Genomic DNA, 23,688 nt, shown 5'->3' on the forward strand with positions numbered 1-23,688 from the left:
AGGGCCGGCACGGGAAGGGGCGTCACGCCAGGTCATTACGCACGGGCGGTTCTCGTCGCACCGAGGTGACCAGGCGCCGGCGGTCACGCCACCCCGAGGTGACCGGGCGCGGACGGCTCACGTCCAGCCCTGGCGGCGGGCGAGCCAGGCCAGCGCCTGCTCGCCGCTGCGGCGCTGGTGGACCGGCAGCCGCTCGGTCGCGGTCGGCGACGTGATCGACTCCGTGGTGAGGAAGTAGCCGGCCAGGGCGGCCAGCGTGACGTCCAGGGCGTCCGGCGGTGCGTCGGCGGCGGCCGGGTGCGCCGCGAAGGCGGCATCCAGCCCCGCGGCGGCGCCGGGAACGAGCGCCCCGCCAGCGGGAGCGAGCGCCTCCGTCCGGCCGCCGGCGGCGAGCGCCCCGCCAGCGGGAACGACCGAGTCCGTCCCGCCGCCAGCAGCGAGCGCCTCCGGCCCGGACACGACCGCCTCTGGCCCGGACACGACCGCCTCCGGCCCGGACACGACCGCCTCCGGCCCGTCGGCGTAGCCGCCGAGGAGCAGGGTGGCCAGGTCGAACCAGGCCGGCCCGTGGCAGAGCCAGGTCCAGTCGCACAACCACGCCCGCCCGTCCGCGTCGAGCAGGACGTTGTCGGGGCGCAGGTCGCCGTGGATCAGGCCGGTCGCCCCGGCGGCGTAGACCGGGAGGCGGGACTCCAGCGCGACCAGCTCGGGCAGCCGCCGCTCCAGGTGGGCGGGGAGCGCCGGCGCCGGCTCCCGGCCCGCCGCCACGTCACCCCAGCGGAGGATGTCGTCGCGGGCCAGGTCGGCCAGGTGGGGCGGGTCGAGCGCGGCGAGGTCCGCGGGCGGCTCGGCCAGTGCGGCGGCGACGGCCGCGTACGTGGCCAGCGTCGTCGCCAGCTCCGCCGGTTCCCAGGGCCGCCGGGGCGGGTGCCCGTCGACCACGTCCAGGCCGAGCGCGAACCAGCCCGCCTCGTGCAGCGTCCAGCGCGGGCTGGGTGCCGGTACCCCCGGCGGGAGCCGGTCGAGGACGGCGGCCTCCCGCGCGTACCAGTCGGTCAGGTGGGAAGTCCCGGGCGCGGCCTTGACGAAGACCCGCCCGCCGTCGGCGGCGGTCAGCACCCCGGCGAACCCGCGGGTGAAGCCGTCGGCGGCGGCGGTGGCCCCGACCACCGGGGCGCCGAGCCGGTCGGCGAGCGCGGCCCGCAGGCCGACCGGCAGCTCCGACCACCCGGGCCGGCGGGCGGTCGTCGGGTACGGCGGTGAGCTGGTCACCCCTTCAGTGTCGTACGTCACGGCGATACTGCCCGGGTAATTGGGACCGATGACTTCTGGGCGCTGGTCGAGGCGTCGGCGACCGCCACCGGCGACCCGGAGGACCGGCTGGCCTGGCTGGACGACGCGGTGGCGGCGCACGGGAGGGTCCTGAGCAGCAGCCCGGACCCGGCCGGCGAGCCGTGGGATCTCGACGACCCGGCCGAGCTGCGGCGGCGCTACCCGCGGCTCGCCGTGCTGTTCCCGCTGCCCGTCGGGGGCGACGTGGCGGTCTGGGAGACTGCCAGGCCATGAGGACCGACGACTTCTGGCAGCTGATCGACCAGGCCCGCGCCGGGGGCGGGGGAGAGCCGCACGCGGTCGCCGCCCGGGCGGTGGCCCTGCTCGCGCGGCGGGATCCGGAGGAGATCGTCGGGTACGCGCGCCACCAGGCCCGCGTGCTGGCCGCGTCGCACCGGGTTGACCTGTGGGGTGCGGCGTACCTGATCAACGGCGGCGTCTCCGACGACGGCTTTCACCACTTCCGAGGCTGGCTGATGGCCCAGGGGCGAGCGGTCTTCGCCCGGGCGGTCGCCGATCCGGACTCGCTGGCCGAGGTGCCCCAGGTGCGCGCCGCGTCGCTCTCCGGGGAGGAGTTCGCCTGCGAGGAGATGCTGACGGTGCCGTGGGACGCGTACCGGAAGGCGACCGCGGCCGACCTGCCGGCGGACCGTGATCCGGTCCCGGTGCCGGACCTGAACGACTTCTGGGACTTCGACGACGAGGACGAGGCCCGCCGCCGGCTGCCGAAGCTCGCCGCCCTGTTCGTGGAGCCGCCCGGCGAGTGACGGCGGTTCGCCTCCCGGCGCCGCGCGCCGGCCGTCCGCCACAGCGCGCCGGCCACCGGCCGTCGTGAGGCCGGCCGCAGCAGCCGGGGCCGGCGGCTGCCTGCCGGCAGATGCGCGGGCCTGGCGGAGCGGGGTTCGCCCGCGCAGCGGGCGGGCGGGGGCGACGTGGGAGCATAGAGGGGGCCGGCGACGCGCCGGCCTGCTCAACGTCAGCCGACCAGAACGGACCGCTGTGCCACCGACGCTCGATCCCGGCGTGAACGCTCCTGGTGCCACCGACCCCGGGCGCATCAGGAACTTCTGCATCATCGCCCACATCGACCACGGGAAGTCGACCCTGGCCGACCGGATGCTGCAGCTCACCGGCGTGGTCGACCCCCGGCAGATGCGTGCGCAGTACCTCGACCGGATGGACATCGAGCGCGAGCGCGGCATCACCATCAAGAGCCAGGCCGTCCGGATGCCGTGGACGATCCGGGAGGGCGCCCGGGCCGGCGAGAGCGCCGTGCTCAACATGATCGACACGCCGGGGCACGTCGACTTCACGTACGAGGTGTCGCGGTCGCTGGCCGCCTGCGAGGGTGCGATCCTGCTGGTCGACGCAGCGCAGGGCATCGAGGCGCAGACTCTCGCCAACCTCTACCTGGCGCTCGAGAACGACCTGCACATCATCCCGGTGCTCAACAAGATCGACCTGCCGGCCGCGCAGCCGGAGAAGTACGCCGAGGAGCTCGCCCACCTCATCGGTGGCGACCCGGCGGACTGCATCCGGGTCTCCGGCAAGACCGGCGAGGGTGTGCCGCACCTGCTCGACGAGATCGTGCGGCAGTTCCAGCCGCCGGTCGGGGACGCCGAGGCGCCGGCCCGGGCGATGATCTTCGACTCGGTCTACGACGTCTACCGGGGCGTGGTCACCTATGTCCGGGTGATCGACGGGCGGATCAGCGCCCGGGACCGGATCAAGATGATGTCCACCGGCGCCACCCACGAGCTGCTGGAGATCGGTGTCATCTCGCCGGAGATGGTGAAGGCCGACGCGCTCGGCGTCGGTGAGGTGGGCTACCTGATCACCGGTGTGAAGGACGTCCGGCAGTCCCGGGTCGGTGACACGGTCACCATCAACTCCCGGCCGGCGAGCGAGCCGCTCGGCGGCTACAAGGACCCGAAGCCGATGGTCTACTCGGGCCTCTATCCGATCGACGGGTCCGACTACCCGAACCTGCGTGACGCGCTCGACAAGCTGAAGCTCAACGACGCCGCGCTGACGTACGAGCCGGAGACGTCGGGGGCGCTGGGCTTCGGCTTCCGCTGTGGCTTCCTCGGCCTGCTGCACCTGGAGATCATCCGGGAACGGCTGGAGCGGGAGTTCAATCTCGACCTGATCTCCACCGCGCCGAACGTGGTCTACCGGGCCCTCCAGGAGGACGGCCAGGAGGTCGTGGTGACCAACCCCAGCGAGTACCCGACCGGCAAGATCGCCGAGGTGTACGAGCCGACCGTGCGGGCCACCGTCCTGACGCCGAACGACTACGTCGGTGCGGTGATGGAGCTGTGCCAGGGCCGCCGGGGCAACCTGCTCGGCATGGACTACCTGTCCGCCGACCGGGTGGAGCTGCGCTACACGCTGCCCCTCGCGGAGATCATCTTCGATTTCTTCGACCAGCTCAAGAGCCGCACCAAGGGGTACGCGTCGCTGGACTACGAGCCCTCCGGCGAGCAGTCGTCGGACCTGGTGAAGGTCGACATCCTCCTGCACGGCGAGCCGGTCGACGCGTTCAGCGCGATCGTGCACAAGGACAAGGCGTACAACTACGGCACCAGCATCGCCGCGAAGCTGCGGAACCTCATCCCGCGCCAGCAGTTCGAGGTGCCGATCCAGGCGGCCATCGGCAGCCGGGTGATCGCCCGGGAGACCATCCGCGCGATCCGCAAGGACGTCCTCGCGAAGTGCTACGGCGGTGACATCAGCCGGAAGCGCAAGCTGCTGGAGAAGCAGAAGGAGGGCAAGAAGCGGATGAAGATGGTGGGCCGGGTGGAGGTTCCCCAGGAGGCCTTCATCGCCGCGCTCTCCTCCGACTCCGGCGACGGCAAGGCACCCGGCAAGAAGTGACCGCCGCCGGCGGTCGGCCGGCTCGACGACGTACGCGATACCGGTGCCCCGGTCGGCAGGGAGGCGTGACCGCCTCCCGCCCGGCCGGGGCGCCGCCGTGTCCGGTGCTCGCCGCGGCCGTCCCGACCGGCGGACGTGTCTCCGCCCGAAGAACTTCCCCTCCCGGCCGCGGCCCGGCGACCGCCGTCCGGACCGGCCCCGACCTGCGCCGATGTCGCCCAGGCCGGAATCGACGCAGGGGCGCCATCGACGGACGAAGAAATGGTCGCGCCGTGAGTCGGTTTGGGTTTCCGACCCGTCGGGCATTGAGGGGGCACGACAGGAACACCACAACACGGTGGACACAATTCGTGAAGGAGGGCGACCGTGGAGCTCACCGTTTGGGGCATCATCACCGCGCTCGTCGTCGGTCTGATCGTCGGCGCGCTGGGCCGCCTGGTCGTGCCGGGGCGGCAGAACATGCCGATGTGGCTGCACATGCTGATCGGTGTCGGCGCGGCGCTGCTCGGCACCGTGCTGGCGCGGGCCATGGGCATCGCCACCGAGACCGCCGGCATCGACTGGGGCGAGCTGCTGGTCCAGGTTGTGCTGGCCGCCATCGCCGTGGCCCTGGTGGCCGGGGTGGGGCGACGTCGCAGTGTCAGCCGCTACTGACAACTGAATCTCGCCTCGGGCGCCCGACCGGCAGGTCGGGCGCCCGTCGTGTGTGCGGGTTCGATCCGGTGCCCGGTCTGGGGCTTGCCGGGTCGGGCTGTCCCGCAAAGTCGGTTTGGGGCTTCGGCGGGTCGGGAACTGAGTGGTCACCACACAAGCACCACCCGACACGGAACCTCACTCTTCCCGTTAGGAGAACGACCGTGGAGCTGACCGTCTGGGGCATCATCACCGCGCTGATCGTCGGTCTGATCGTCGGCGCGCTGGGCCGCCTGGTCGTGCCGGGGCGGCAGAACATGCCGATCTGGCTGCACATGCTCATCGGTGTCGGCGCCGCGCTGCTCGGCACGATCATCGCCCGCGCCTCCGGCTTCGCCGACACCGCCGGCCTCGACTGGCGTGAGCTGCTGCTGCAGGTCGTGCTGGCCGCCGTCGCGGTGGCCCTGGTGGCCGGCGCCGGTCGGCGCCGCGGCATCACCCACCGGTAAAACTCGCACAGCCTGAACAACGGGCGCCCGACCTCCCGGTCGGGCGCCCGTTCGTCCTGGTACCGCCACTTTCGCCCCGGTCCCGTCCGCCCGAAGGCGGGCCCCCTGCGGTACGGTCGCCACGCTTCGCACCGGTCGCCCACTGTCGTAAAGGATTTTTACGTACTAAGGTGCGGCGGAGAAGGTTAGTGCCAAGTGGCGCGAGGGAGAATAGGCGTGAACAGGTGGAAGCGGCTGGCCCCGGTCACCGCCGTCGTGGCCTCGGCCGCGATGGTGCTGACCGGCTGCGGTGGCTCCGACGACGAGGCGGCTGACAACAGCAAGCTGACCGTCTGGATGATGGGCGAGGGCAGCGACGCGCAGACGAAGTTCCTGGACGGCGTCGAGGCCGAGTTCCGGCAGAAGCACCCGGACACCGACGTGGTGGTCCAGTACGTTCCCTGGCTCGAGGCGCCGAAGAAGTTCCAGGCCGCCCTCGCCGGTGGTGAGGGGCCGGACGTCACCGAGCTGGGCAACACCGAGACCCAGGGTTGGGCGGCCCAGGAGGCGCTCGCTGACGTGACCGACAAGTTCGGCGGCTGGGCCGAGGGCAAGGACATCCTCCCCGACCTGGTCAAGAACGCGCAGCTGGACGGCAAGCAGTACGGCGTGCCGTGGTACGCCGGCGTGCGCGGCATCTACTACCGCACCGACTGGTTCGCCGAGGCCGGTGTCCAGCCGCCGAAGACCTGGGACGACCTGGTCGCCGCCGCCAAGGCCGTGCAGGCGAAGAAGCCCGGCACCTACGGCATCGCCGTGCCCGGTAACTCAGAGCTGCCCTTCTACTCGTTCCTCTGGGGCGCCGGCGCGGAGGTCGCCACCAAGGAGGGCGACACCTGGAAGTCCGGCCTGAACACCCCGGAGGCCCAGAAGGCCGTCAAGTTCTGGACCGACCTGGTGACCGTGCACAAGGTCGCCCCGTCGGCCGCCGCGGGCTGGAACGAGATCGACGCCCGGACCCAGTTCGCCACCGGCAAGGCGGCGATGGCGTTCGGCGGTAGCTGGCAGCAGGGCGCCATCAAGAAGGACAACCCGGAGATCGAGAAGGTCTGGGGCACGTTCCCGATCCCCGGCCCGGACGGCCAGCCCGCGCCCGCCTTCGCCGGTGGCTCCGACATCGCCATCTGGAAGGACAGCGAGCGTCAGAACCTCGCGTGGGACTACCTGACGGTGCTGCTGAACAAGAAGAACGACCAGGCGTTCGCCGAGAGCCTGGGCTTCTTCCCCGTCTACCAGGATCTGGTCGGCGCCGAGAAGTACAGCAACGACAAGATGATGGCGGCGTTCGCCACCGCCATGAAGAACACCAAGCTCACGCCGCTGTCCCCGAAGTGGGTCGAGGTCAGCCGGACCAAGACGGTGACCCAGGCGATGAACAGCTCGGTCATGAAGGGTCAGAAGACGGTCGAGAAGGCCACCGCCGACGCGGCCGCGGAGATGGAAAGCATCCTCAACGCCAAGTGACCACGCTGACCGAGGCGCCGGAGACGTCCGCCGCGCGGGAGACCCCCGCGCGGCGGCGTCGACGGGTGGACCGCCTCCCGTACCTGCTGCTCCTGCCCTGCCTGGTGATCATCGCGGTGCTGCTGCTCTGGCCGCTCGGCCAGGTGGTGGCGATGTCCTTCTTCCGCCTGAACAACGTGCGGCAGCTGCGCGGCGACCGCGAGTGGCCGTGGGTGGGCCTGGGGAACTACACCGACATCCTCGGTGATCCGTTCTTCTGGACGGTGCTGCGCAACACCGTCCTCTTCGCCGCCGCCAACGTGGCCCTCACGATGGTCCTCGGCACCCTGGTCGGCCTGCTGCTCAACCGGCTCGGCAAGCGGATGGTCGCGTTCGTGGCGAGCTGCGTGATGCTCGCCTGGGCCACTCCGGCGCTGACCGGCACGATCGTCTGGAAATGGATCTTCGACGACACCAGCGGGCTCGTCACGTGGCTGTTCAACGCGCTGCCCGACGGCCTGTCGCAGGCGCTGTTCGGACGCAGTGAGTGGACCGGCTACGGGTGGTTCAACTCGCCCCTGCTCTTCTTCGCGATCCTCACCCTCGTGGTGGTCTGGCACTCCTTCCCGTTCATCGCGGTCAGCGTCCTCGCGGGGCTGAAGAGCGTGCCGAGCGAACTGCACGAGGCGGCCCGGGTCGACGGGGCCGGCCCGTGGAAGGTGTTCTGGCAGATCACCTTCCCGCTGCTGCGGCCGGTGTTCGGGATCCTGGTCGTGCTCTCCACCATCTGGGACTTCAAGGTCTTCACCCAGTACTACGTCCTCGCCGGGGGCACCCAGGACCGGTCCACCTTCATGCTCTCGGTCTACTCGTACGCCGAGGCCTTCTCGCCGCCGCCCAAGTACGGGCTCGGCGCGGCGATCGCCGTGATCCTGACCCTGATCCTGCTGGTGGTGACCGGCGTCTACGTCCGCATGGTGCTCAAGCAGGAGGAGGACGCGTGAAGCGGCTCGCCCTCAACGGCGCCGGTCTGCTGGTGGCGCTCTTCGCGGCGTTCCCGGTCTACTGGATGATCGTCACGTCCCTGAAGCCGAGTTCGGAGATCTTCTCTAGCACGCCCCGGCCGCTCCCCGGCGAGCCCACGCTGGAGCACTACCGGCAGATCCTCACCGGCAACCTGATCCCGGGCGTGACCTTCGCCGACTTCTTCCTCAACAGCGCCCTGGTGGCCGGGGCGACCGTGCTGCTCAGCGGCCTGGTTGCCCTGCTCGCGGCGACGGCGGTCGCCCGGTTCCGCTTCACCCTCCGGACCAGCTTCCTGATCATGCTGCTGGTGGTGCAGATGATCCCGTTGGAGGCCCTGGTCATCCCGCTGTTCCTGATGATCCAGCGGCTCGGGCTCTACAACACGCTGCCCAGCCTCATCCTCACGTACCTCGGTTTCTCGCTGCCGTTCGCGGTCTGGATGCTGCGTGGTTTCGTCGCCGCGGTCCCGAAGGAACTGGAGGAGGCCGCGGCGATCGACGGGGCCAGCCGGGCACAGACCTTCCGGCGGATCCTCTTCCCGCTGGTCGCGCCCGGCCTGGTGGCCACCAGCATCTTCTCGTTCATCACCGCCTGGAACGAGCTGATCTTCGCGTTGACGTTCATCAACGACCAGGACCGCTACACGCTGCCGGTGGCGATGACGTTCTTCTTCGGCCGGGACGACACGGCGTGGGGCCCGGTGATGGCCGCCTCGACGATCTTCACGCTGCCGGTGATCGTCTTCTTCCTGCTGGTGCAGCGCCGGATGGTCTCCGGCCTGGTCGCCGGCGCCGTCAAGGGCTGACCGGCAGGCCCCCGCGATCGTGGAGTTTCCGCCCCGACAGAAGCCACGAAGGCGACGAATGGCGGCCGAAAGTGCAAGATCGACGGGCCGGGCGGGGGCGACTAGGCTGGCCGCCATGACGGGCAGGGTGGCATCGGTGAACCTCGGCATCGTGACCGAGGCGGAGTGGGCGGGCGACGCGAGCGGTCGGAGCGGCATCGACAAGCGGCCCGCGCCCGGCCCGGTGCGCGTGGGCGCCGAGGGGCTCGCCGGCGACTTCATCGGGGAGCGCGCCCACCACGGCGGCCCGGACAAGGCGGTGTACGCGTACGCCGAGGAGGACGCCGCCTGGTGGGCGGCCGAGCTGGACCGCCGGATCGGTCCCGGCGCCTTCGGCGAGAACCTGACCACCCACGCGGTCGACGTGACCGGCGCGGTGATCGGCGAGCGGTGGTCGATCGGGTCGGTGGTGCTCCAGGTGACGATGCCCCGTACGCCCTGCACCACGTTCGCCGGGTTCTGGGACGTGCCGGATCTGATCAAGCGGTTCACCGTGCGGGCCCTCCCGGGTGCGTACCTGCGGGTGCTGCACGAGGGTGAGATCGGCGCCGGCGACCCGGTCCAGGTGGTGGACCGGCCCGCGCACGGGGTGACGATCGGCGAGGTGTTCCGGGCGTTGAACCTGGAGCCGGAGCTGCTGCCCCGGCTGCTCGACGCGGAGGACTTGCCGTCGTGGATCCGGGAGAAGGCCCGCCGCCGGGTCACCGCCGCCGGCTGAGGCGCGGCCCGCGCCGCCGCCGGCTCACGTCGCGGCGAAGACCTCCGCCACCACGCGGGCGTCGGCCGGTTTCGCGCCCGTCACCCGCTCCCAGGTGCCCTTCTCGGCGGTCCACTGCCGGTCGCCGAAGCGGACCAGCCGCACGCCGTTGTCCTCGGCGTGCGACACCAGCCAGTGCGCGTACCGCCAGCCGCCGCGCTCGTCGTCGGGCGTCACCGTGAGGCCGGTCAGGCTTACCGCGGCGGCCGTCGTGGCGAGGCCCCAATCGAGCGCCAAACCCTGGGTCAGGGCGGCGGTCGCCGCCGCGCCCCGCCGCAGCGGACTGTCGCCGACCGTGCAGGCGACCGCGCCGGTCGCGTGCGCGAGCAGCGCGCGGGTCAGCACCTCCGACTCGTCGGCCCACCTCTGGTACGCCTCGGGGAACGCCGACCGCTGCACCTTCTGTGCCGCGTCGGTGACCCGCATCCGCTCCCAGCCGCGCACCTTGGCCAGGGCCGCGTAGAACTTGTTGGCGGCGTACCGCGGGTCGCGGACCTGCGTCGGCGTGCCCCAGCCCTGGCTCGGCCGCTGCTGGAACAGGCCCACCGAGTCGCGGTCGCCGCCGGCGAGGTTGCGCAGGCCCGACTCCTGGTACGCGGTGGCGAGCGCCACCACGACGGCCCGCTCGGGCATTCCGCGCTGGATGCCGATGGCCGCGATCGTCGCCGCGTTGGCCATCTGGTCCGCGTCCAAGGCCACCTCGCCGTCGGCCTGCACCGTGCACGTCCGGGCGGCGAGCGGCAACGTGAGCCCGTCGCCGAACTGCCGGAGGACGACGAACAACCCGACCACGGCGACGAGAACGACGACGACACCACCAGCGACGGCGGCCCGAGTTCGCACCTGCACCCCCTGTCTGACAGTTCGACGAGCGTACGTCCCCCGTCGCGCCCCGCGGGTCGTCCGACCGGTTCCAGACGGCTCCGCCGAGCGTGGCCGTGCCGCCGCGGCGGGCGCGGAAACCGCAGGTCAGCCGGACGGCAGGCGGACGGGGCCTTCCCGCGTCACCCCGCGCGGAAACCAGCTACTCGCCCGGCACCCAGCTCGCCGGCCGCTTCTCCCGGAACGCCAGCACGCCCTCCCGCCCCTCGTCGGACAGGAAGTAGCCGGTCGACAGCGCGGCCAGGTCGGCGATCTCGGTGCGCAGATCCGTGGCGGCCGGGCGGCGCAGCAGGCCCTTGGCCCCGGCCAGGGCGCCCGGCGCCCCCCGGACCAGCGAGTCGCAGTACCGGGCCACCGTGTCGTCCAGCTCCGCCGCCGGCACGGCGGCCGTCACCAGGCCGACCTCGGCGGCCCGCCGCCCGTCGAACGTGTCCCCGGTCAGGTACAGCTCGGCCGCCGCGCGCGGGTGCAGCCGGGGCAGCACGGTCGCGGAGATCACCGCCGGGATCACCCCGATCCGGACCTCGGTGAACGCGAAGGTCGCCTCCTGCGCGCAGACCGCCAGGTCGGCCGCCGCGAGCAACCCCAGGCCGCCGGCCCGCGCCGGCCCGGCGACCCGCGCCACCACCGGCTTCGGGCACTCCCAGACCGCCGCGAGCGCGTCACCCAGCATCCCCGCCGGCACCGTCCCGCTGGCGTACGCGGCCGCGGTCTCCTTCAGGTCGGCGCCGGAGCAGAACACCGGCCCGGTGTGGTCCAGCACGACGACACGGACGGCATCGTCGGCGACCGCCGCGGCGAGGCCGTCCAGCAGCTGGGTCATCAGCGGTGTGGAGAGCGCGTTGCGGTTGTGCGGGCTGTCCAGGGTGAGGGTGGTCACCCCGCGGGCCGTGGCGACCCGCACGAGCGCGTCCGGAGAGGTCATGCCGGGCACACTAGTGGCCATGCCCGGCGTCCTTCCAGAAGGTGAGACCGTCCCCGCCGACGGTTCGCTGCCCGCCACCGCCCTGACCTCGGTCGGCGCCCGCGGCTTCGGCGTGTACGTGCACGTCCCCTTCTGCGCCAGCCGCTGCGGCTACTGCGACTTCAACACGTACACCGCCGCCGAGCTGGGCGGCGGCGCCAGCCGCGAGGAGTACGCGGACACCGTGCTGGCCGAGCTGGCCCTCGCGGCCCGGGTGCTGCGCGACAACCCGCCGCCCCGGGTCGACACGGTCTTCGTCGGTGGCGGCACCCCGACCCTGCTCCCCGCCGACGACCTGGCCCGGATCCTCGACGGCATCGACCGCACGTTCGGGCTGGCGGCCGACGCCGAGGTCACCACCGAGGCCAACCCGGAATCGGTCACGCCGGAGTCGCTGGCGGCCCTGCGGGCGGCCGGCTACACGCGGATCTCGCTGGGCATGCAGTCCGCGTCGCCCGGGGTGCTGGCGATTCTGGACCGGCGGCACAGCGCCGGCCGGGCCGTCGCCGCCGCGCGGGAGGCCCGCGACGCCGGATTCGACCACGTCAACCTGGACCTGATCTACGGCACGCCGGGGGAGAGCGCGGAGGACTTCGCCGCCACGCTCGACCAGGTGGTCGCCGCCGGCGTGGACCACGTCAGCGCGTACGCCCTGATCGTGGAGGAGGGCACGCGGCTCGCCGCCCGGATGCGGCGCGGCGAGCTGGCGTACCCCTCCGACGACGTCGCCGCGGACCGCTACCTGGCCGCGGAGGCCGCCCTCGACGCGGCCGGTTTCTCCTGGTACGAGGTGTCCAACTGGGCCCGGACGCCGGCCGCCCGGTGCCGGCACAACCTGCTCTACTGGACCGGCGGGGACTGGTGGGGCCTCGGGCCGGGGGCGCACAGCCACGTCGGCGGCGTGCGCTGGTGGAACGTGAAGCACCCCACGGCGTACGCGAAGCGCCTCGCCGCGGGGGAGTCACCCGGCCTGGCCCGGGAGGTGCTGACCGCCGACGAGACGCACATGGAGGACGTCATGCTGCGCCTGCGGCTCGCCTCCGGCCTGCCGCTGGACGTGCTGGACCCGGCCGGCCGCGCCGGCGCCGAGCGCGCGCGGGCGGCCGGCCTGCTGGCCGACGCCGACTACGCCGCCGGCCGGGCCGTGCTCACCCTGCGCGGCCGGCTGTTGGCCGACGCCGTCGTGCGCGACCTGCTCCCCTGACGGTGAGGCTGGCCGGCGGCGGGCCGCCAGCCGCGTCGGGTTCGTGAGCGGTGCCGACCGGCCGGGGGAGCGGCCGGCCGGGATCAGCGCTTCACGAACGCGTACGTCATCGGGTAGCGGTAGATGGTGCCCTCGCTGGCCTTGACGCCGCCGATGATGCCGAAGATCAGCGGCACCAGCCCGACGATGAACGGCACGAAGAAGAGCAGGCCGCAGGTGACGACGGTCAGCACGACGCTGGCGATGAGCGCCGCCAGCCAGGTGAGCTGGAAGTTCAGGGCCGCGACGGCGTGCGCCCGCACGACCGGCGACTGTTGACCGCGTGCGGTGAGCGCGATCAGTGGGGCCAGCCAGCCCAGGAACCCGCTGCCGAGGACCACACCGGCCGCCCCGCCGAAGTGCGTGACGAGGGCCCAGGTCTTGTCGTCGTTGGTCGGGTAGCCGGCGGGAGCGCCGTAGCCGCCGCCGGTCGGGTAGCCGGGGCCGGGTGGCGGGTAGCCGCCGGGTGGTGGGTAGCCGGGCGGGGGATAACCGCCAGGCGGGGGGTAGCCGCCTGATGGCGGAACGTCACCGGTGGGCGGGGGATAGCCACCGGGCGGGGGATAGCCGCCCGGGCCCGGTGCGCCGGACAGTGGCGTGGTCGGCTCGTCGGAGCCGGGGACCGTCGGGTCCGGCTCTCCCGCGCCAGGAGGGCGAGGTGGTTCAGTCATGAGGATCACGGTAGGGGGAGCCCACAACGGGGCGCCAGAGCAAGACCGTCCCGGATGTCCGGATGATCGGCCCTGGCGGATCCGCCGCTGGCCGGGACGCGTCGTCCGCCCGTCGTTGATCATCGCGGCGGCGGGCGCGCCGACGTAGACTGGCACTCGCTACAGTCGAGTGCCAGGGCGTCGCCGGGCAGTCGGCGACCGACGCGCGACAGGAGGTGGGCAGGATGGGTCTCGACGACCGCAAGCTCGCGGTACTGCGCGCGATCGTCGAGGACTACGTCGCCACGCAGGAGCCCGTCGGCAGCAAGGCGCTGGTCGAGCGCCACCAGCTGGGAGTCTCCCCGGCGACCGTCCGCAACGACATGGCGGTCCTCGAGGAGGAGGGCTACATCCGGCAGCCGCACACCAGCGCCGGCCGGGTGCCCACCGACCGCGGCTACCGGCTCTTCGTGGACCGGCTGTCCCGGGTCAAGCCGCTCAGCCCGGCCGAGCGCCGGGCCATCGAGCGCTTCCTGTTCGGCGCGGTCGACCTGGACGACGTGGTGCACCGCACGGTACGGCTGCTGGCGCAGCTGACCCGGCAGGTCGCCGTCGTGCAGTACCCGAGCCTGGCCCGCTCCTCGGTGCGCCACCTGGAGCTGGTGCCCATCTCCACGACCCGGCTGATGCTCGTCATGATCGCCGACACCGGGCGCGTCGAGCAGCGCCTCGTCGAGCTGCCCGGGCCGATCCCCGCCGACGACGTCACCGACCTGCGCCGGCTGGTCAACGAGAAGCTGGTCGGCACCCGGCTGTCCGAGACGCCGCCGCTGGTGCAGGCGCTGGTCGACGAGGCCACGGCCGAGCTGCGCCCGGCCATGACCACGCTCTCCACCGTGCTGCTGGAGACCCTGGTCGAGCGGCACGAGGAGCGCATCGCGCTGGCCGGCACCGCCAACCTCACCCGGGGCGGGCTGCTCGACTTCCAGGGGTCGCTGCGCCCCATCCTGGAAGCGCTGGAGGAGGAGGTCGTGCTCCTCAAGCTCATCGGGGAGGTCGAGCCGAGCGCGATGCGGGTCCGCATCGGCGACGAGAACGAGATCGACAACCTCCGCTCGACCTCGGTGGTGAGCACCGGCTACGGCCCGGGGGCCACCATCGTCGGCGGCCTCGGCGTGTTGGGGCCGACCCGGATGGACTACCCCGGCACCATCGCCACGGTGAGGGCCGTGGCACGCTACGTGGGCGACCTGCTGGCTCAGAACTAGGCAGTACCGTCCGGCCGATCCGGCCGGCGGCCGGCGCAAGGCGAGACGAACATGAGGACACGGAACGCAGTGGCCAGGGACTACTACGGCATCCTCGGCGTGAGCCGGGACGCCTCCGACGACGAGATCAAGCGGGCGTACCGCAAGCTGGCGCGTCAGTACCACCCGGACGTCAATCCGGACCCGGAGGCGCAGGAGAAGTTCAAGGACATCAACGCCGCGTACGAGGTCCTCTCCGACGACCGGAAACGGCAGATCGTCGACCTCGGCGGTGACCCGCTCGCGCCCGGTGGCGGAGGTGCCGGCGGTCCGGGCGGCCCCGGCGGCGCGGGCCCGTTCGTCGGTTTCCAGGACATCATGGACGCGTTCTTCGGAGGCGCCGCCGGCGGCGCCCGCGGGCCGCGCCCACGGACCCGGCCCGGCGCCGACGCGATCCTGCGCCTCGAGCTGGACCTGCACGAGACGGCGTTCGGCGTCGAGGCCCCGATCACGGTCGACACCGCCGTGCTCTGCTCCACCTGCGCCGGCGCGGGCACCGCCGCCGGCACCCACCTGGCCACCTGCGAGGCGTGCGGCGGCCGCGGTGAGGTGCAGTCGGTGCAGCGCACCTTCCTCGGCCAGGTGGTCTCGGCCCGGCCCTGCACCGTCTGCCAGGGCTACGGCACCACGATCCCGCACCCCTGCCCGACCTGCGCCGGTGACGGCCGGGTGCGCACCCGCCGCTCGCTCACCGTCAAGATCCCGGCCGGCGTCGAGGACGGCATGCGGATCCGGCTGGCCCAGCAGGGCGAGGTGGGCCCCGGTGGCGGCACGGCCGGCGACCTCTACGTGGAGATCCACGAGCGGCCGCACGACGTCTTCTCCCGCAAGGGCGACGACCTGCACTGCCGGGTGACCGTCCCGATGACCGCGGCCGCCCTCGGCACCCGGCTGACCATCAAGACGCTCGACAGCGAGGAGCCGGTGGACGTCAAGCCGGGCACCCAGCCGGGCAGCACGCTGCGGCTGCGCGCCCGCGGCGTACCGCACCTGCGCGGCACCGGTCGCGGTGACCTCTACGTCCACCTCGACGTGCGGACCCCGACCAAGCTCGACGCCGAGCAGGAGAAGATGCTGCGCGACTTCGCCCGGACCCGGGGCGAGGAGGTCGCCGAACTGACCAAGCAGGGCGGTTTCTTCTCCCGGATGCGCGACGCCTTCAACGGCCACGCCTGACGATCGGGCTGACGGCCCCGGCACCTGCCGGCGGCCGTTAGCCTGATCATCGTGTCCGCACCGCTCTTCCTCGTCGAGTCCCTGCCCACCGCCGACAGGATGGTCCTCGACGGCCCCGAGGGACGCCACGCCGCCACCGTGCAGCGGCTTCGGCCGGGCGAGCGACTGCTGCTCGCGGACGGTCGGGGCGGCACGGCCGCCGCGGTCGTCATCACCGTCGGCAAGGACACGCTCGATCTCGAGATCACCGCACGGGGTTACGTGGACGCACCCGTCCCGCGCCTCGTGGTGGTGCAGGGCATCGCCAAGGGGGACCGGGGCGAACTCGCCGTGCAGGCGATGACCGAGGCCGGCGTGGACGAGATCGTGCCCTGGGCGGCCGAACGCTCGATCGCCCTCTGGCGCGGCGACCGGGGGGTACGGGCCCGGGAGAAGTGGGTGACGACCGCCCGGGAGGCGGCCAAGCAGGCCCGGCGGACCTGGCTGCCGGTGGTGGCCGGTGCGCCGGACGAGTCCACGGCCCGGGTCGCCCGCCGGATCGCCGGCGCGGCGGCGGCCTTCGTGCTGCACGAGGAGGCCGAACAGCGGCTGACCAGGGTCAAGCTGCCCGACACTGGCGAGATCGTGCTGGTCGTCGGCCCGGAAGGGGGTATCGCCGACCGCGAGCTGGACGCCTTCACCGAGGCCGGCGCCCGTCCGGTACGCCTCGGCCCGTCGGTGCTGCGTACCTCGACCGCCGGTGTGGCGGCGCTGTCGGTGCTGTCCGCCCGCCTCGACCGCTGGTAGGCGGGCGGTCGCATGGCCGTCGTCGATCAGCTGCGCAGATACGAGGCGCCGTTGAGGTCGACGATGGTGCCGGAGGCCCACTCCGCCTCCGGGCTCGCCAGCCAGTGCACCGCCGCGGCGATCTCCTCCGGCCGGGCCACCCGGTTGAACGGGGACTGGGCGCGGATCGCCGCGCCCCGCTCGCCGTCCAGGTGTTCCGTGGTCATGTCGGTCTCGACGAAGCCCGGCGCGACGGTGGCGACCGTGATGCCGTACGGCGCGAGGGCGACGGCGAGGGACTGGCCCAGCGCGTTCAGCCCCGCCTTGCTCGCCCCGTACGCCGGCTGCTCCGGCTCGCCTCGGAAGGCGCCCCGCGAGGAGACGTTGACGATCCGCCCGCCCCGCTCGCGCATGTGCTGCGCCGCGCACCAGGTGACGTTGGCGGCGCCGGTCAGGTTCGTCTCGAGCACCTGCCGCCAGCGCTCCCGCCACTCCTCGTAGGAGGTGCCGAAGACGGGGTGGGGCGCATCCCGCTCGCCGTACACTCCGGCGTTGTTGACCAGGACGTCCAGGCCCCCGAGGCGCGTCGCGGCCTCGTCCACCATCGCACCGACCGCCTGCGGGTCGGTGAGGTCCGCACGGACCACCACGTGACCCTCGCCGGGCAGGTCGGCGCGGAGCCGCTCGGCCGCCTCCGCCGAGTCCCGGTGGTGGATCGCCACCCGGTCCCCACCGGCCGCGAACGCCCGCGCCACCGCCCGCCCGATGCCCCGCGAGGCTCCCGTCACCAGCACCGCCCGTGAAGTCACGCCGGCCATCCTGCCGCAACGCCGGGTGGCTGTTGACGGGGGACCCCGCCGGACCGGGCGGTGGGGACGGGTGCGCCCCGGGTGTTCGTCCGTTACCGGAGGCGTCAGGCGGGAGCCCTTCCTTAGACTGCCCCGGTGAGCACACCTGACTGCCTGTTCTGCCGCATCGTCGCCGGGGAGATCCCGGCCACCGTCGTCCGGGAGACGCCCACCACGCTCGCCTTCCGTGACATCGGCCCGAAGGCGCCGGTGCACGTGCTGGTGATCCCCAAGGAGCACTACGCGGACGTGGCCACCCTCGCCCAGGATGACCCGGGGCTCGCCGGTGAGGTGCTCGCCGCGGCCGCCGCGGTGGCCGAGGACGAGGGGCTGCTCGGTGACGGCTTCCGGCTGATGTTCAACACCGGGGCGTACGGCGGCCAGGAGGTCTTCCACGTGCACGCGCACCTGCTCGGCGGCGCCCCGCTCGGGCCGATGCTGGCCCGGAACCTCGCGTGACACCGGCGGACCGCCTGGACCGCATGGTGCGGCAGGTCCAGGCGCAGGCCCGGATCCCGGCGGTCTCGGCGGCCCTGCATCGCGCCGACCGTCCGCTGTGGACGTGCGCGGTCGGCGGTACCGGGAACGACACCGCGCTGGACCCGGAGACCCGGTTCCGGATCGGCTCGGTGACCAAGACCTTCACCGCCGTCCTGACGATGCAGTGCCGCGACGACGGCCTGCTCGATCTGGACGACCCGCTGAGCCGGCACCTGGACCTGCCGGCGCACGGCGAGCTGACCGTCCGGCGGCTGCTGTCGCACACCGCCGGCCTGCAGCGCGAGCCGTACGGCGACGTGTGGGACACCCTGCGCGCGCCGGACACCGACCAGCTCCTGGCCGACCTGGCGAAGGCGGAGCGGGTGCTGCCCCCGGGGCGTCGCTACCACTACTCCAACCTGGGTATGGCGCTGCTCGGCCACCTGGTCGGCACGCTGCGCGGCGGCACCTGGGCGGAGGTGCTCGCCGAGCGGGTGCTGACTCCGCTGGGGCTGACCGCCACCACAGTGGAGCCCGGTCGGCGGGCCGCCACGGGCTTCCTCGTCGACGCGTACTCCGACGAGGCGCATCCGGAGCCAGCCACCGACTTCGGCGCGGTCGGTCCGGCCGCGCAGCTGTGGAGCACCGCGGGCGACATGGCCCGCTGGGCGGCCTTCCTCGCCGACCCGGCGGCGCTCGACGCGGCCGGCCGGGTGCTCTCGCCGGCCACGCTGGAGGAGATGCGCTGGCCGGTCACGGTCACCGACGAGACGCTCTGGGGTGGTGGGTTCGGCCTGGGGCTGATCCTGGTGCCGCAGGGCAAGCGGATCATGCATGTCGGCCACGACGGGGCCATGCCGGGGTTCCTGGCCGCCGTCTACGGCCGCCGGGGCGGCGACGGGACCGCCGGCGCGATGGGCGCCGCGGTGCTCGGGTCCGCCGGCACCGCCGGCGAACTGTTCGACCTGCCGCACCGGCTGCTCGCCGCCGCGGCGGAGCACGACCCGGCCGAGGTGACCCCCTGGCGGCCCGGACCGCCGGCCCCGCCGGAGATCCGCGGCCTGCTGGGTCGCTGGTGGGGAGAGGGTTTCGAGTACGTGTTCAGCTGGCACGACGGCGCCCTGCGCGCCCGGGGCGCGGACGACCCGCCGGGCAAGCCGCCGGCCGTCTTCGCCCCGCTGCCGGACCGGCCGGACGTCTACCGGACGGTCTCCGGCCGTGAGGTGGGCGAGCTGCTCCGCCTAACCCGCGACGAGACCGGAAGGGTGATCCGCATGCACTGGGCGACGTACCGCTTCACCCGTACCCAGGAAACCTTCGACCGCTACGACTTCCGCACGAGCTGACGGGGCCGTTCCGCCCCTTCTCCGCCGATCTTGCAATTTCTGCCCCGACATACCCCGCGAAAAGGGCATACCGAGGGCCGGAAGTGCAAGATCGCGGGAGCGGGTCCGGGTTGTCTCCCCCGGGAAATGGGCGAGGTGGTGGCGGTGTTGAACGGATACGATGGGAGCAACGCCAGCACGCCGTGGCACCGGCCCGGCGCCGAGATCGAGAGCAGGTGGCTCAGGGCCCCTCGGCCCGACCTATGACCAGCACCCCACCTCCCGGCCCGCCCCGGGCGCAGACCAGGATCACCGTTCCGGATTCGAAGATCATGGTCAATCTCCTCGGCGCGGGTGACGAGATCTTGCGACTGGTCGAGCGTTCGGTCAACAGCGACGTGCACGTCCGGGGTAACGAGATCACGATCACCGGTGCTCCCGCGGACAACGCCCTCGCCGAGCGGCTCTTCGGCGAACTGCTCGAACTCATCGAGAAAGGCGAGACCCTGACCACTGACGCCGTCCGGCGTACCGTCGGCATGCTCGAGCAGGGCAGCGCCGAGCGGCCCGTCGAGGTCCTGACGCTCAACATCCTCTCCCGGCGCGGCCGCACCATCCGCCCCAAGACCCTCGGGCAGAAGCGCTACGTCGACGCGATCGACGCGCACACCATCGTCTTCGGCATCGGCCCGGCCGGCACCGGCAAGACCTACCTCGCCATGGCGAAGGCGGTCCAGGCGCTCCAGGCCAAGCAGGTCAACCGCATCATCCTCACCCGGCCGGCGGTCGAGGCGGGCGAGCGGCTGGGCTTCCTGCCCGGCACCCTGAACGAGAAGATCGACCCCTACCTGCGGCCGCTGTACGACGCGCTGCACGACATGCTCGACCCGGACTCGATCCCGAAGCTGATGGCGGCGGGCACGATCGAGGTGGCGCCGCTGGCGTACATGCGTGGTCGTACGCTCAACGACGCGTTCATCATCCTGGACGAGGCGCAGAACACCACGCCCGAGCAGATGAAGATGTTCCTCACCCGGCTCGGCTTCAGCTCCAAGATCGTCGTGACGGGTGACGTCACCCAGGTGGACCTTCCCGGCGGGACGACCAGCGGCCTGCGGGTCGTCCGGGAGATCCTCAGCAACGTGGAGGACGTGCACTTCGCCCAGCTCTCCAGCTCGGACGTGGTCCGGCACCGGCTCGTCGGGGAGATCGTCGACGCGTACGCCCGCTGGGACGCCGAGCGCGAGAACCAGCAGGCGCAGAGCGTGCACGCCGTGCCCGGGCGGACCGCCCAGGGCGGTGGCCGGGCCGGTCGCCGCCGCTAACGACCTGAAGGAAGACAGTTGTCCATCGAGATCGCCAACGAGTCCGGTGTCGACGTCGACACCGACGCCGTGCTCGCCGTCGCCCGGCACGCCCTCGACGAGATGGGGGTCAACCCGCTCGCCGAGCTGTCCGTGCTGCTCGTCGACATCGACTACATGTCCGAGCTGAACCACCGGTGGATGGGCGGCGACGGCCCCACGGACGTGCTCGCCTTCCCCATGGACGAGGGCAGCGTCGACCACGGGCCGGGGGAGAACGCCGCCGCCGGCGCCGAGCCGGCGCTGCTCGGCGACATCGTGCTCTGCCCCGAGGTGGCGGCCAAGCAGGCGGCCGCCGCCGGGCACTCCGCCGCCGACGAGCTGCACCTGCTCACCGTGCACGGCGTGCTGCACCTGCTCGGCTACGACCACGCCGAGCCGGAGGAGGAGCGGGAGATGTTCGAGCTCCAGGCCCGACTGCTGGCCAGCTGGCGGGCGACCCGGGCCCAGTGATGTCCTCCCTTGCGGCAGCGACGGCCGGCGCGAGCGGCCTTCCCGACCTGCAACTGATCTTCTTCGCGGCCGGGCTGGTCGTCCTCGCCGGCCTGATCGCGATGACCGAGGCGGCGCTCGCCGCCGTCTCCCCGGCGCGCGCGGCCGAGCTGACCCGGGACGGCGCGCGGGGCGCCCGCGCCCTCCAGGCCCTCGCCGGTGACGTGGTCCGCCACCTCAACCTGCTCCTGCTTCTGCGGCTGCTCGCCGAGCTGGGCGCGACCACCCTGGTCGCGCTCGTCGCGGTGGACACGTTCGGCGCCGGCTGGCGGGCCGCACTGATCACCGCCGGGGCGATGACCGTGGTCAGCTTCGTGGTGGTCGGCGTCGCGCCGCGCACCATCGGCCGCCAGCACGCGTACGCGGTGGGCCGCGCCGTCGCGCCGCTGGTGCGCTGGCTGGGCCGGGCGCTCAACCCGCTCGCCTCGCTGCTCATCCTCATCGGCAACGCGGTCACGCCGGGGCGCGGCTTCCGGGAGGGCCCGTTCGCCACCCAGGTGGAGCTGCGCGAGCTGGTCGACCTCGCCGAGCAGCGGGGCGTGGTGGAGCACGGCGAGCGGCAGATGATCCACTCGGTCTTCGCGCTCGGTGACACGATCGCCCGCGAGGTGATGGTGCCGCGCACCGAGATGGTGTGGATCGAGAAGCACAAGACCCTCGCCCAGGCCCTCGTGCTGTTCCTGCGCTCCGGCTTCTCCCGCATCCCGGTCATCGGCGAGAGCGTCGACGACGTGCTCGGTGTGCTCTACCTCAAGGACCTGATCCGGCGTACGCAGGGCGGCGTCCCGGAGGACCGGCAGCTTCCGGTCGCCGAGCTGATGCGCCCGGCCACCTTCGTGCCGGAGTCCAAGCCCGTCGACGACCTGCTCTCCGAGATGCAGGCCGCCCGCAACCACCTCGTCATCGTCGTCGACGAGTACGGCGGCACCGGCGGCCTGGTCACCATCGAGGACATCCTGGAGGAGATCGTCGGCGAGATCACCGACGAGTACGATGTCGAGCGCCCGCCGGTCGAGCACCTCGACGACGGCGCGGTGCGGGTCACCGCACGGCTCCCCGTGGAGGATCTCGGCGAGCTGTTCGACACCGACCTGCCCACCGACGAGGTGGAGACCGTGGGCGGCCTGCTCGCCCAGTCCCTGGGCCGGGTGCCGATCCCCGGCGCCCAGGTCGAGGTGGCCGGCCTGCGGCTGCTCGCCGAGGGCACCACCGGCCGGCGCAACCGGATCGACACGGTGCTGGTGCGCCGCGCGGAGCCGACCGACCAGCAGGACGACCGGGGCCGGGGCGAGCCGGCCGAGACCCGTACCGACCGAGCCGAGGAGAGGCAACCCGCCGATGCCTGAGTCACCCGCCGCACCCACCGCGTCGTCCACTCCGGTGGAGCTGAGCGCCGAGGACGCCAAGCTGGTCGTCCTGGCGCGGGGCGCGCGGGGCCGGGTCGGTGCCGTCGAGGGCGCCGCCGTCCGGGACCAGGACGGCCGCACGTACGCCGCGGCCAGCGTCTCCCTTCCGTCGCTGGCGCTCACCGCGCTCCAGCTCGCCGTCGCCTCGGCGGCCGCGGCCGGTGCCACCCGGCTGGAGGCGGCGGTCGTGGTGACCGAGGCGTCGACGCTCGACGGCGCCGGTCACGCCGCCGTCCGCGACCTCGCCGCCGACGCGCCGATCCACGTGGCGGCCCCCGACGGCAGCGTCCTCGGCACGGTGGTCGAGTGACTCCCGAGGAGCTGGAGCGGCGGCCGTACCGGGCCGGGTTCGCCTGTTTCGTGGGGCGGCCGAACGCCGGCAAGTCGACGCTGACCAACGCGATCGTCGGGCAGAAGATCGCCATCACGTCGAACAAGCCGCAGACCACCCGGCACGTCATCCGGGCGGTGCTGCACCGGCCCGACTCGCAGCTCGTCCTCGTGGACACCCCGGGCCTGCACCGCCCCCGTACGCTGCTCGGCGAACGCCTCAACGACCTGGTCCGGCAGACCTGGAGCGAGGTCGACGTGATCGGCCTCTGCATCCCGGCGGACGAGCCGATCGGCCGGGGTGACCGGTTCATCTCCGGGGAGCTGGCCGAGCTGAAGGCCACCGTCCTCGCCGTGGTCACCAAGACCGACCTGGTGGACCGCAAGCGGCTGGCCGAGCAGTTGCTCGCGGTGAGCGAGCTGGGCGAGTTCGCCGAGGTGGTGCCGGTGAGCGCGGTCTCCGGGCACCAGGTCGACACGCTGGTCGACGTGATGACCCGCTACCTGCCGGAGTCGCCGCAGCTCTACCCGGACGACATGCTCACCGACGACCCGGAGCAGGTGCTGGTCGCCGAGCTGATCCGGGAGGCGGCGCTGGAGGGCGTCCGCGACGAGCTGCCCCACTCCATCGCCGTGGTGGTGGAGGAGATGGTCCCCGAGGGGCAGGTCATGAAGATCTACGCCGACGTCTACGTCGAGCGGCCGAGCCAGAAGGCGATCGTGATCGGCCATCGGGCGAGCCGGCTCAAGGACGTGGGCACCCGGGCCCGGCGGCAGATCGAGGAACTGCTCGGCACGCGGGTCTACCTCGACCTCCACGTCCGGGTCGCCAAGGACTGGCAGCGCGACCCGAAGCAGCTGCGCAAGCTCGGCTTCTGACCGGGGGCCGGGCCGGGGCGGCCCGGACCCGGTGCCGGCCGCGCGCTCGCGACCCGCTGTCGGAGTTCCGCTGTGACCGGTTTCCCTGATCGTTATCAGCCAGGACGATGGGGATTG

25 protein-coding genes are annotated in these 23,688 nt (G+C 72.8%); 20 read left to right on the forward strand and 5 right to left on the reverse strand.

The genetic code is table 11. The features are described 5' to 3' along the window. Window positions 1–117: 117 nt before the first annotated feature. Window positions 118–1,272 (reverse strand): aminoglycoside phosphotransferase family protein, encoded by a 1,155-nt coding sequence (locus HCJ94_RS22905; protein ID WP_168003101.1) that lies wholly within the window; start codon window positions 1,270–1,272, stop codon window positions 118–120. A 129-nt stretch (window positions 1,273–1,401) separates the two neighbouring features. On the opposite strand from HCJ94_RS22905, the gene HCJ94_RS22910 reads away from it, so the two are divergent. The 9 genes from HCJ94_RS22910 to HCJ94_RS22950 all read left to right on the forward strand — a co-directional run bounded on the left by HCJ94_RS22910 (window position 1,402) and on the right by HCJ94_RS22950 (window position 9,421). After that, window positions 1,402–1,566 carry a hypothetical protein gene (locus HCJ94_RS22910; RefSeq protein WP_168003102.1) on the forward strand — a complete coding sequence of 55 codons (165 nt, stop codon included), beginning with the start codon at window positions 1,402–1,404 and terminating at the stop codon, window positions 1,564–1,566. After that, on the forward strand, window positions 1,563–2,099 hold the full coding sequence (locus tag HCJ94_RS22915) for a DUF4240 domain-containing protein (RefSeq protein ID WP_168003103.1): 537 nt from the start codon (window positions 1,563–1,565) through the stop codon (window positions 2,097–2,099). The genes HCJ94_RS22910 and HCJ94_RS22915 overlap by 4 nt, the downstream gene beginning before the upstream one ends. Window positions 2,100–2,331: 232 nt before the next feature. Then, a complete protein-coding gene (gene lepA / locus HCJ94_RS22920) occupies window positions 2,332–4,209 on the forward strand; it encodes a translation elongation factor 4 (RefSeq protein ID WP_168003104.1) in 1,878 nt (625 codons plus the stop codon). A 366-nt stretch (window positions 4,210–4,575) separates the two neighbouring features. Next, window positions 4,576–4,863 (forward strand): GlsB/YeaQ/YmgE family stress response membrane protein, encoded by a 288-nt coding sequence (locus HCJ94_RS22925; protein ID WP_168003105.1) that lies wholly within the window; start codon window positions 4,576–4,578, stop codon window positions 4,861–4,863. 203 nt (window positions 4,864–5,066) lie between these two features. After that, window positions 5,067–5,351: a GlsB/YeaQ/YmgE family stress response membrane protein gene (locus tag HCJ94_RS22930; RefSeq protein WP_168003106.1), complete on the forward strand. Its 285-nt coding sequence runs from the start codon at window positions 5,067–5,069 to the stop codon at window positions 5,349–5,351. 216 nt (window positions 5,352–5,567) lie between these two features. Beyond that, window positions 5,568–6,854, forward strand: coding sequence for a sugar ABC transporter substrate-binding protein (locus HCJ94_RS22935; protein WP_168003107.1), 1,287 nt, complete (start codon window positions 5,568–5,570; stop codon window positions 6,852–6,854). Continuing rightward, on the forward strand, window positions 6,851–7,837 hold the full coding sequence (locus tag HCJ94_RS22940) for a carbohydrate ABC transporter permease (protein WP_168003108.1): 987 nt from the start codon (window positions 6,851–6,853) through the stop codon (window positions 7,835–7,837). Before HCJ94_RS22935 ends, HCJ94_RS22940 begins: the two co-directional genes overlap by 4 nt. After that, window positions 7,834–8,664, forward strand: coding sequence for a carbohydrate ABC transporter permease (locus HCJ94_RS22945; RefSeq protein ID WP_168003109.1), 831 nt, complete (start codon window positions 7,834–7,836; stop codon window positions 8,662–8,664). The genes HCJ94_RS22940 and HCJ94_RS22945 overlap by 4 nt, the downstream gene beginning before the upstream one ends. Window positions 8,665–8,779: 115 nt before the next feature. Further along, the gene (locus HCJ94_RS22950; protein ID WP_168003110.1) at window positions 8,780–9,421 is read left to right on the forward strand and encodes an MOSC domain-containing protein; all 642 of its coding nucleotides are present in this window, start codon (window positions 8,780–8,782) and stop codon (window positions 9,419–9,421) included. A 24-nt stretch (window positions 9,422–9,445) separates the two neighbouring features. On the opposite strand, the gene HCJ94_RS22955 is transcribed toward HCJ94_RS22950, so the two are convergent. Continuing rightward, entirely contained in the window at window positions 9,446–10,309 is an 864-nt protein-coding gene (locus tag HCJ94_RS22955) for a hypothetical protein (RefSeq protein ID WP_168003111.1), read from the reverse strand. 175 nt (window positions 10,310–10,484) lie between these two features. Then, window positions 10,485–11,267: an enoyl-CoA hydratase-related protein gene (locus tag HCJ94_RS22960; RefSeq protein ID WP_168003112.1), complete on the reverse strand. Its 783-nt coding sequence runs from the start codon at window positions 11,265–11,267 to the stop codon at window positions 10,485–10,487. A 19-nt stretch (window positions 11,268–11,286) separates the two neighbouring features. On the opposite strand from HCJ94_RS22960, the gene hemW reads away from it, so the two are divergent. Then, a complete protein-coding gene (gene hemW / locus HCJ94_RS22965; protein WP_205801741.1) occupies window positions 11,287–12,510 on the forward strand; it encodes a radical SAM family heme chaperone HemW in 1,224 nt (407 codons plus the stop codon). A gap of 83 nt (window positions 12,511–12,593) precedes the next feature. Here the strand turns inward: hemW and HCJ94_RS22970 are convergent, their stop codons facing one another. After that, entirely contained in the window at window positions 12,594–13,220 is a 627-nt protein-coding gene (locus HCJ94_RS22970; protein WP_168003114.1) for a DUF4870 domain-containing protein, read from the reverse strand. Window positions 13,221–13,444: 224 nt separating this feature from the next. Between HCJ94_RS22970 and hrcA the strand changes: the two genes are divergently transcribed. The 3 genes from hrcA to HCJ94_RS22985 all read left to right on the forward strand — a co-directional run bounded on the left by hrcA (window position 13,445) and on the right by HCJ94_RS22985 (window position 16,468). Further along, complete coding sequence (gene hrcA / locus HCJ94_RS22975) at window positions 13,445–14,467, forward strand: heat-inducible transcriptional repressor HrcA (RefSeq protein WP_168003115.1); 1,023 nt, start codon at window positions 13,445–13,447, stop codon at window positions 14,465–14,467. Window positions 14,468–14,536: 69 nt separating this feature from the next. Then, window positions 14,537–15,682: a molecular chaperone DnaJ gene (gene dnaJ, locus HCJ94_RS22980; protein ID WP_309227390.1), complete on the forward strand. Its 1,146-nt coding sequence runs from the start codon at window positions 14,537–14,539 to the stop codon at window positions 15,680–15,682. A 51-nt stretch (window positions 15,683–15,733) separates the two neighbouring features. Next, window positions 15,734–16,468 carry a 16S rRNA (uracil(1498)-N(3))-methyltransferase gene (locus HCJ94_RS22985; protein WP_168003117.1) on the forward strand — a complete coding sequence of 245 codons (735 nt, stop codon included), beginning with the start codon at window positions 15,734–15,736 and terminating at the stop codon, window positions 16,466–16,468. Between the two features lie 26 nt (window positions 16,469–16,494). On the opposite strand, the gene HCJ94_RS22990 is transcribed toward HCJ94_RS22985, so the two are convergent. Further along, complete coding sequence (locus HCJ94_RS22990; RefSeq protein WP_168003118.1) at window positions 16,495–17,256, reverse strand: SDR family NAD(P)-dependent oxidoreductase; 762 nt, start codon at window positions 17,254–17,256, stop codon at window positions 16,495–16,497. A gap of 135 nt (window positions 17,257–17,391) precedes the next feature. On the opposite strand from HCJ94_RS22990, the gene HCJ94_RS22995 reads away from it, so the two are divergent. The 7 genes from HCJ94_RS22995 to era all read left to right on the forward strand — a co-directional run bounded on the left by HCJ94_RS22995 (window position 17,392) and on the right by era (window position 23,571). Next, the gene (locus HCJ94_RS22995; protein WP_168003119.1) at window positions 17,392–17,754 is read left to right on the forward strand and encodes a histidine triad nucleotide-binding protein; all 363 of its coding nucleotides are present in this window, start codon (window positions 17,392–17,394) and stop codon (window positions 17,752–17,754) included. 23 nt (window positions 17,755–17,777) lie between these two features. Then, window positions 17,778–19,121, forward strand: a complete 1,344-nt coding sequence (locus HCJ94_RS23000) for a serine hydrolase domain-containing protein (protein WP_168003141.1) — start codon at window positions 17,778–17,780, stop codon at window positions 19,119–19,121. A 311-nt stretch (window positions 19,122–19,432) separates the two neighbouring features. After that, the gene (locus HCJ94_RS23005) at window positions 19,433–20,425 is read left to right on the forward strand and encodes a PhoH family protein (protein ID WP_240944439.1); all 993 of its coding nucleotides are present in this window, start codon (window positions 19,433–19,435) and stop codon (window positions 20,423–20,425) included. A gap of 18 nt (window positions 20,426–20,443) precedes the next feature. After that, on the forward strand, window positions 20,444–20,917 hold the full coding sequence (ybeY, locus tag HCJ94_RS23010; RefSeq protein WP_168003121.1) for an rRNA maturation RNase YbeY: 474 nt from the start codon (window positions 20,444–20,446) through the stop codon (window positions 20,915–20,917). Then, window positions 20,893–22,302 carry a hemolysin family protein gene (locus HCJ94_RS23015; RefSeq protein WP_205801765.1) on the forward strand — a complete coding sequence of 470 codons (1,410 nt, stop codon included), beginning with the start codon at window positions 20,893–20,895 and terminating at the stop codon, window positions 22,300–22,302. The genes ybeY and HCJ94_RS23015 overlap by 25 nt, the downstream gene beginning before the upstream one ends. Next, window positions 22,295–22,672 (forward strand): cytidine deaminase-like protein, encoded by a 378-nt coding sequence (locus tag HCJ94_RS23020; RefSeq protein ID WP_168003122.1) that lies wholly within the window; start codon window positions 22,295–22,297, stop codon window positions 22,670–22,672. The genes HCJ94_RS23015 and HCJ94_RS23020 overlap by 8 nt, the downstream gene beginning before the upstream one ends. Further along, the gene (gene era / locus HCJ94_RS23025) at window positions 22,669–23,571 is read left to right on the forward strand and encodes a GTPase Era (RefSeq protein ID WP_168003123.1); all 903 of its coding nucleotides are present in this window, start codon (window positions 22,669–22,671) and stop codon (window positions 23,569–23,571) included. Before HCJ94_RS23020 ends, era begins: the two co-directional genes overlap by 4 nt. Window positions 23,572–23,688 lie beyond the last annotated feature (117 nt).

Origin of the sequence: Micromonospora thermarum, from assembly GCF_012034245.1 — a bacterium.
Lineage (GTDB): Bacteria > Actinomycetota > Actinomycetes > Mycobacteriales > Micromonosporaceae > Micromonospora > Micromonospora thermarum.

Coding starts and splice junctions, on each gene's coding strand:
- HCJ94_RS22960 (WP_168003112.1), bottom strand. CDS start 11,267: ATGACCTCTCCGGACGCGCTCGTGCGGGTCGCCACGGCCCGCGGGGTG.
- HCJ94_RS22950 (WP_168003110.1), top strand. CDS start 8,780: ATGACGGGCAGGGTGGCATCGGTGAACCTCGGCATCGTGACCGAGGCG.
- hrcA (WP_168003115.1), top strand. CDS start 13,445: ATGGGTCTCGACGACCGCAAGCTCGCGGTACTGCGCGCGATCGTCGAG.
- HCJ94_RS23005 (WP_240944439.1), top strand. CDS start 19,433: ATGGTCAATCTCCTCGGCGCGGGTGACGAGATCTTGCGACTGGTCGAG.
- hemW (WP_205801741.1), top strand. CDS start 11,287: ATGCCCGGCGTCCTTCCAGAAGGTGAGACCGTCCCCGCCGACGGTTCG.
- HCJ94_RS23020 (WP_168003122.1), top strand. CDS start 22,295: ATGCCTGAGTCACCCGCCGCACCCACCGCGTCGTCCACTCCGGTGGAG.
- HCJ94_RS23000 (WP_168003141.1), top strand. CDS start 17,778: ATGGTGCGGCAGGTCCAGGCGCAGGCCCGGATCCCGGCGGTCTCGGCG.
- HCJ94_RS22915 (WP_168003103.1), top strand. CDS start 1,563: ATGAGGACCGACGACTTCTGGCAGCTGATCGACCAGGCCCGCGCCGGG.
- HCJ94_RS22970 (WP_168003114.1), bottom strand. CDS start 13,220: ATGACTGAACCACCTCGCCCTCCTGGCGCGGGAGAGCCGGACCCGACG.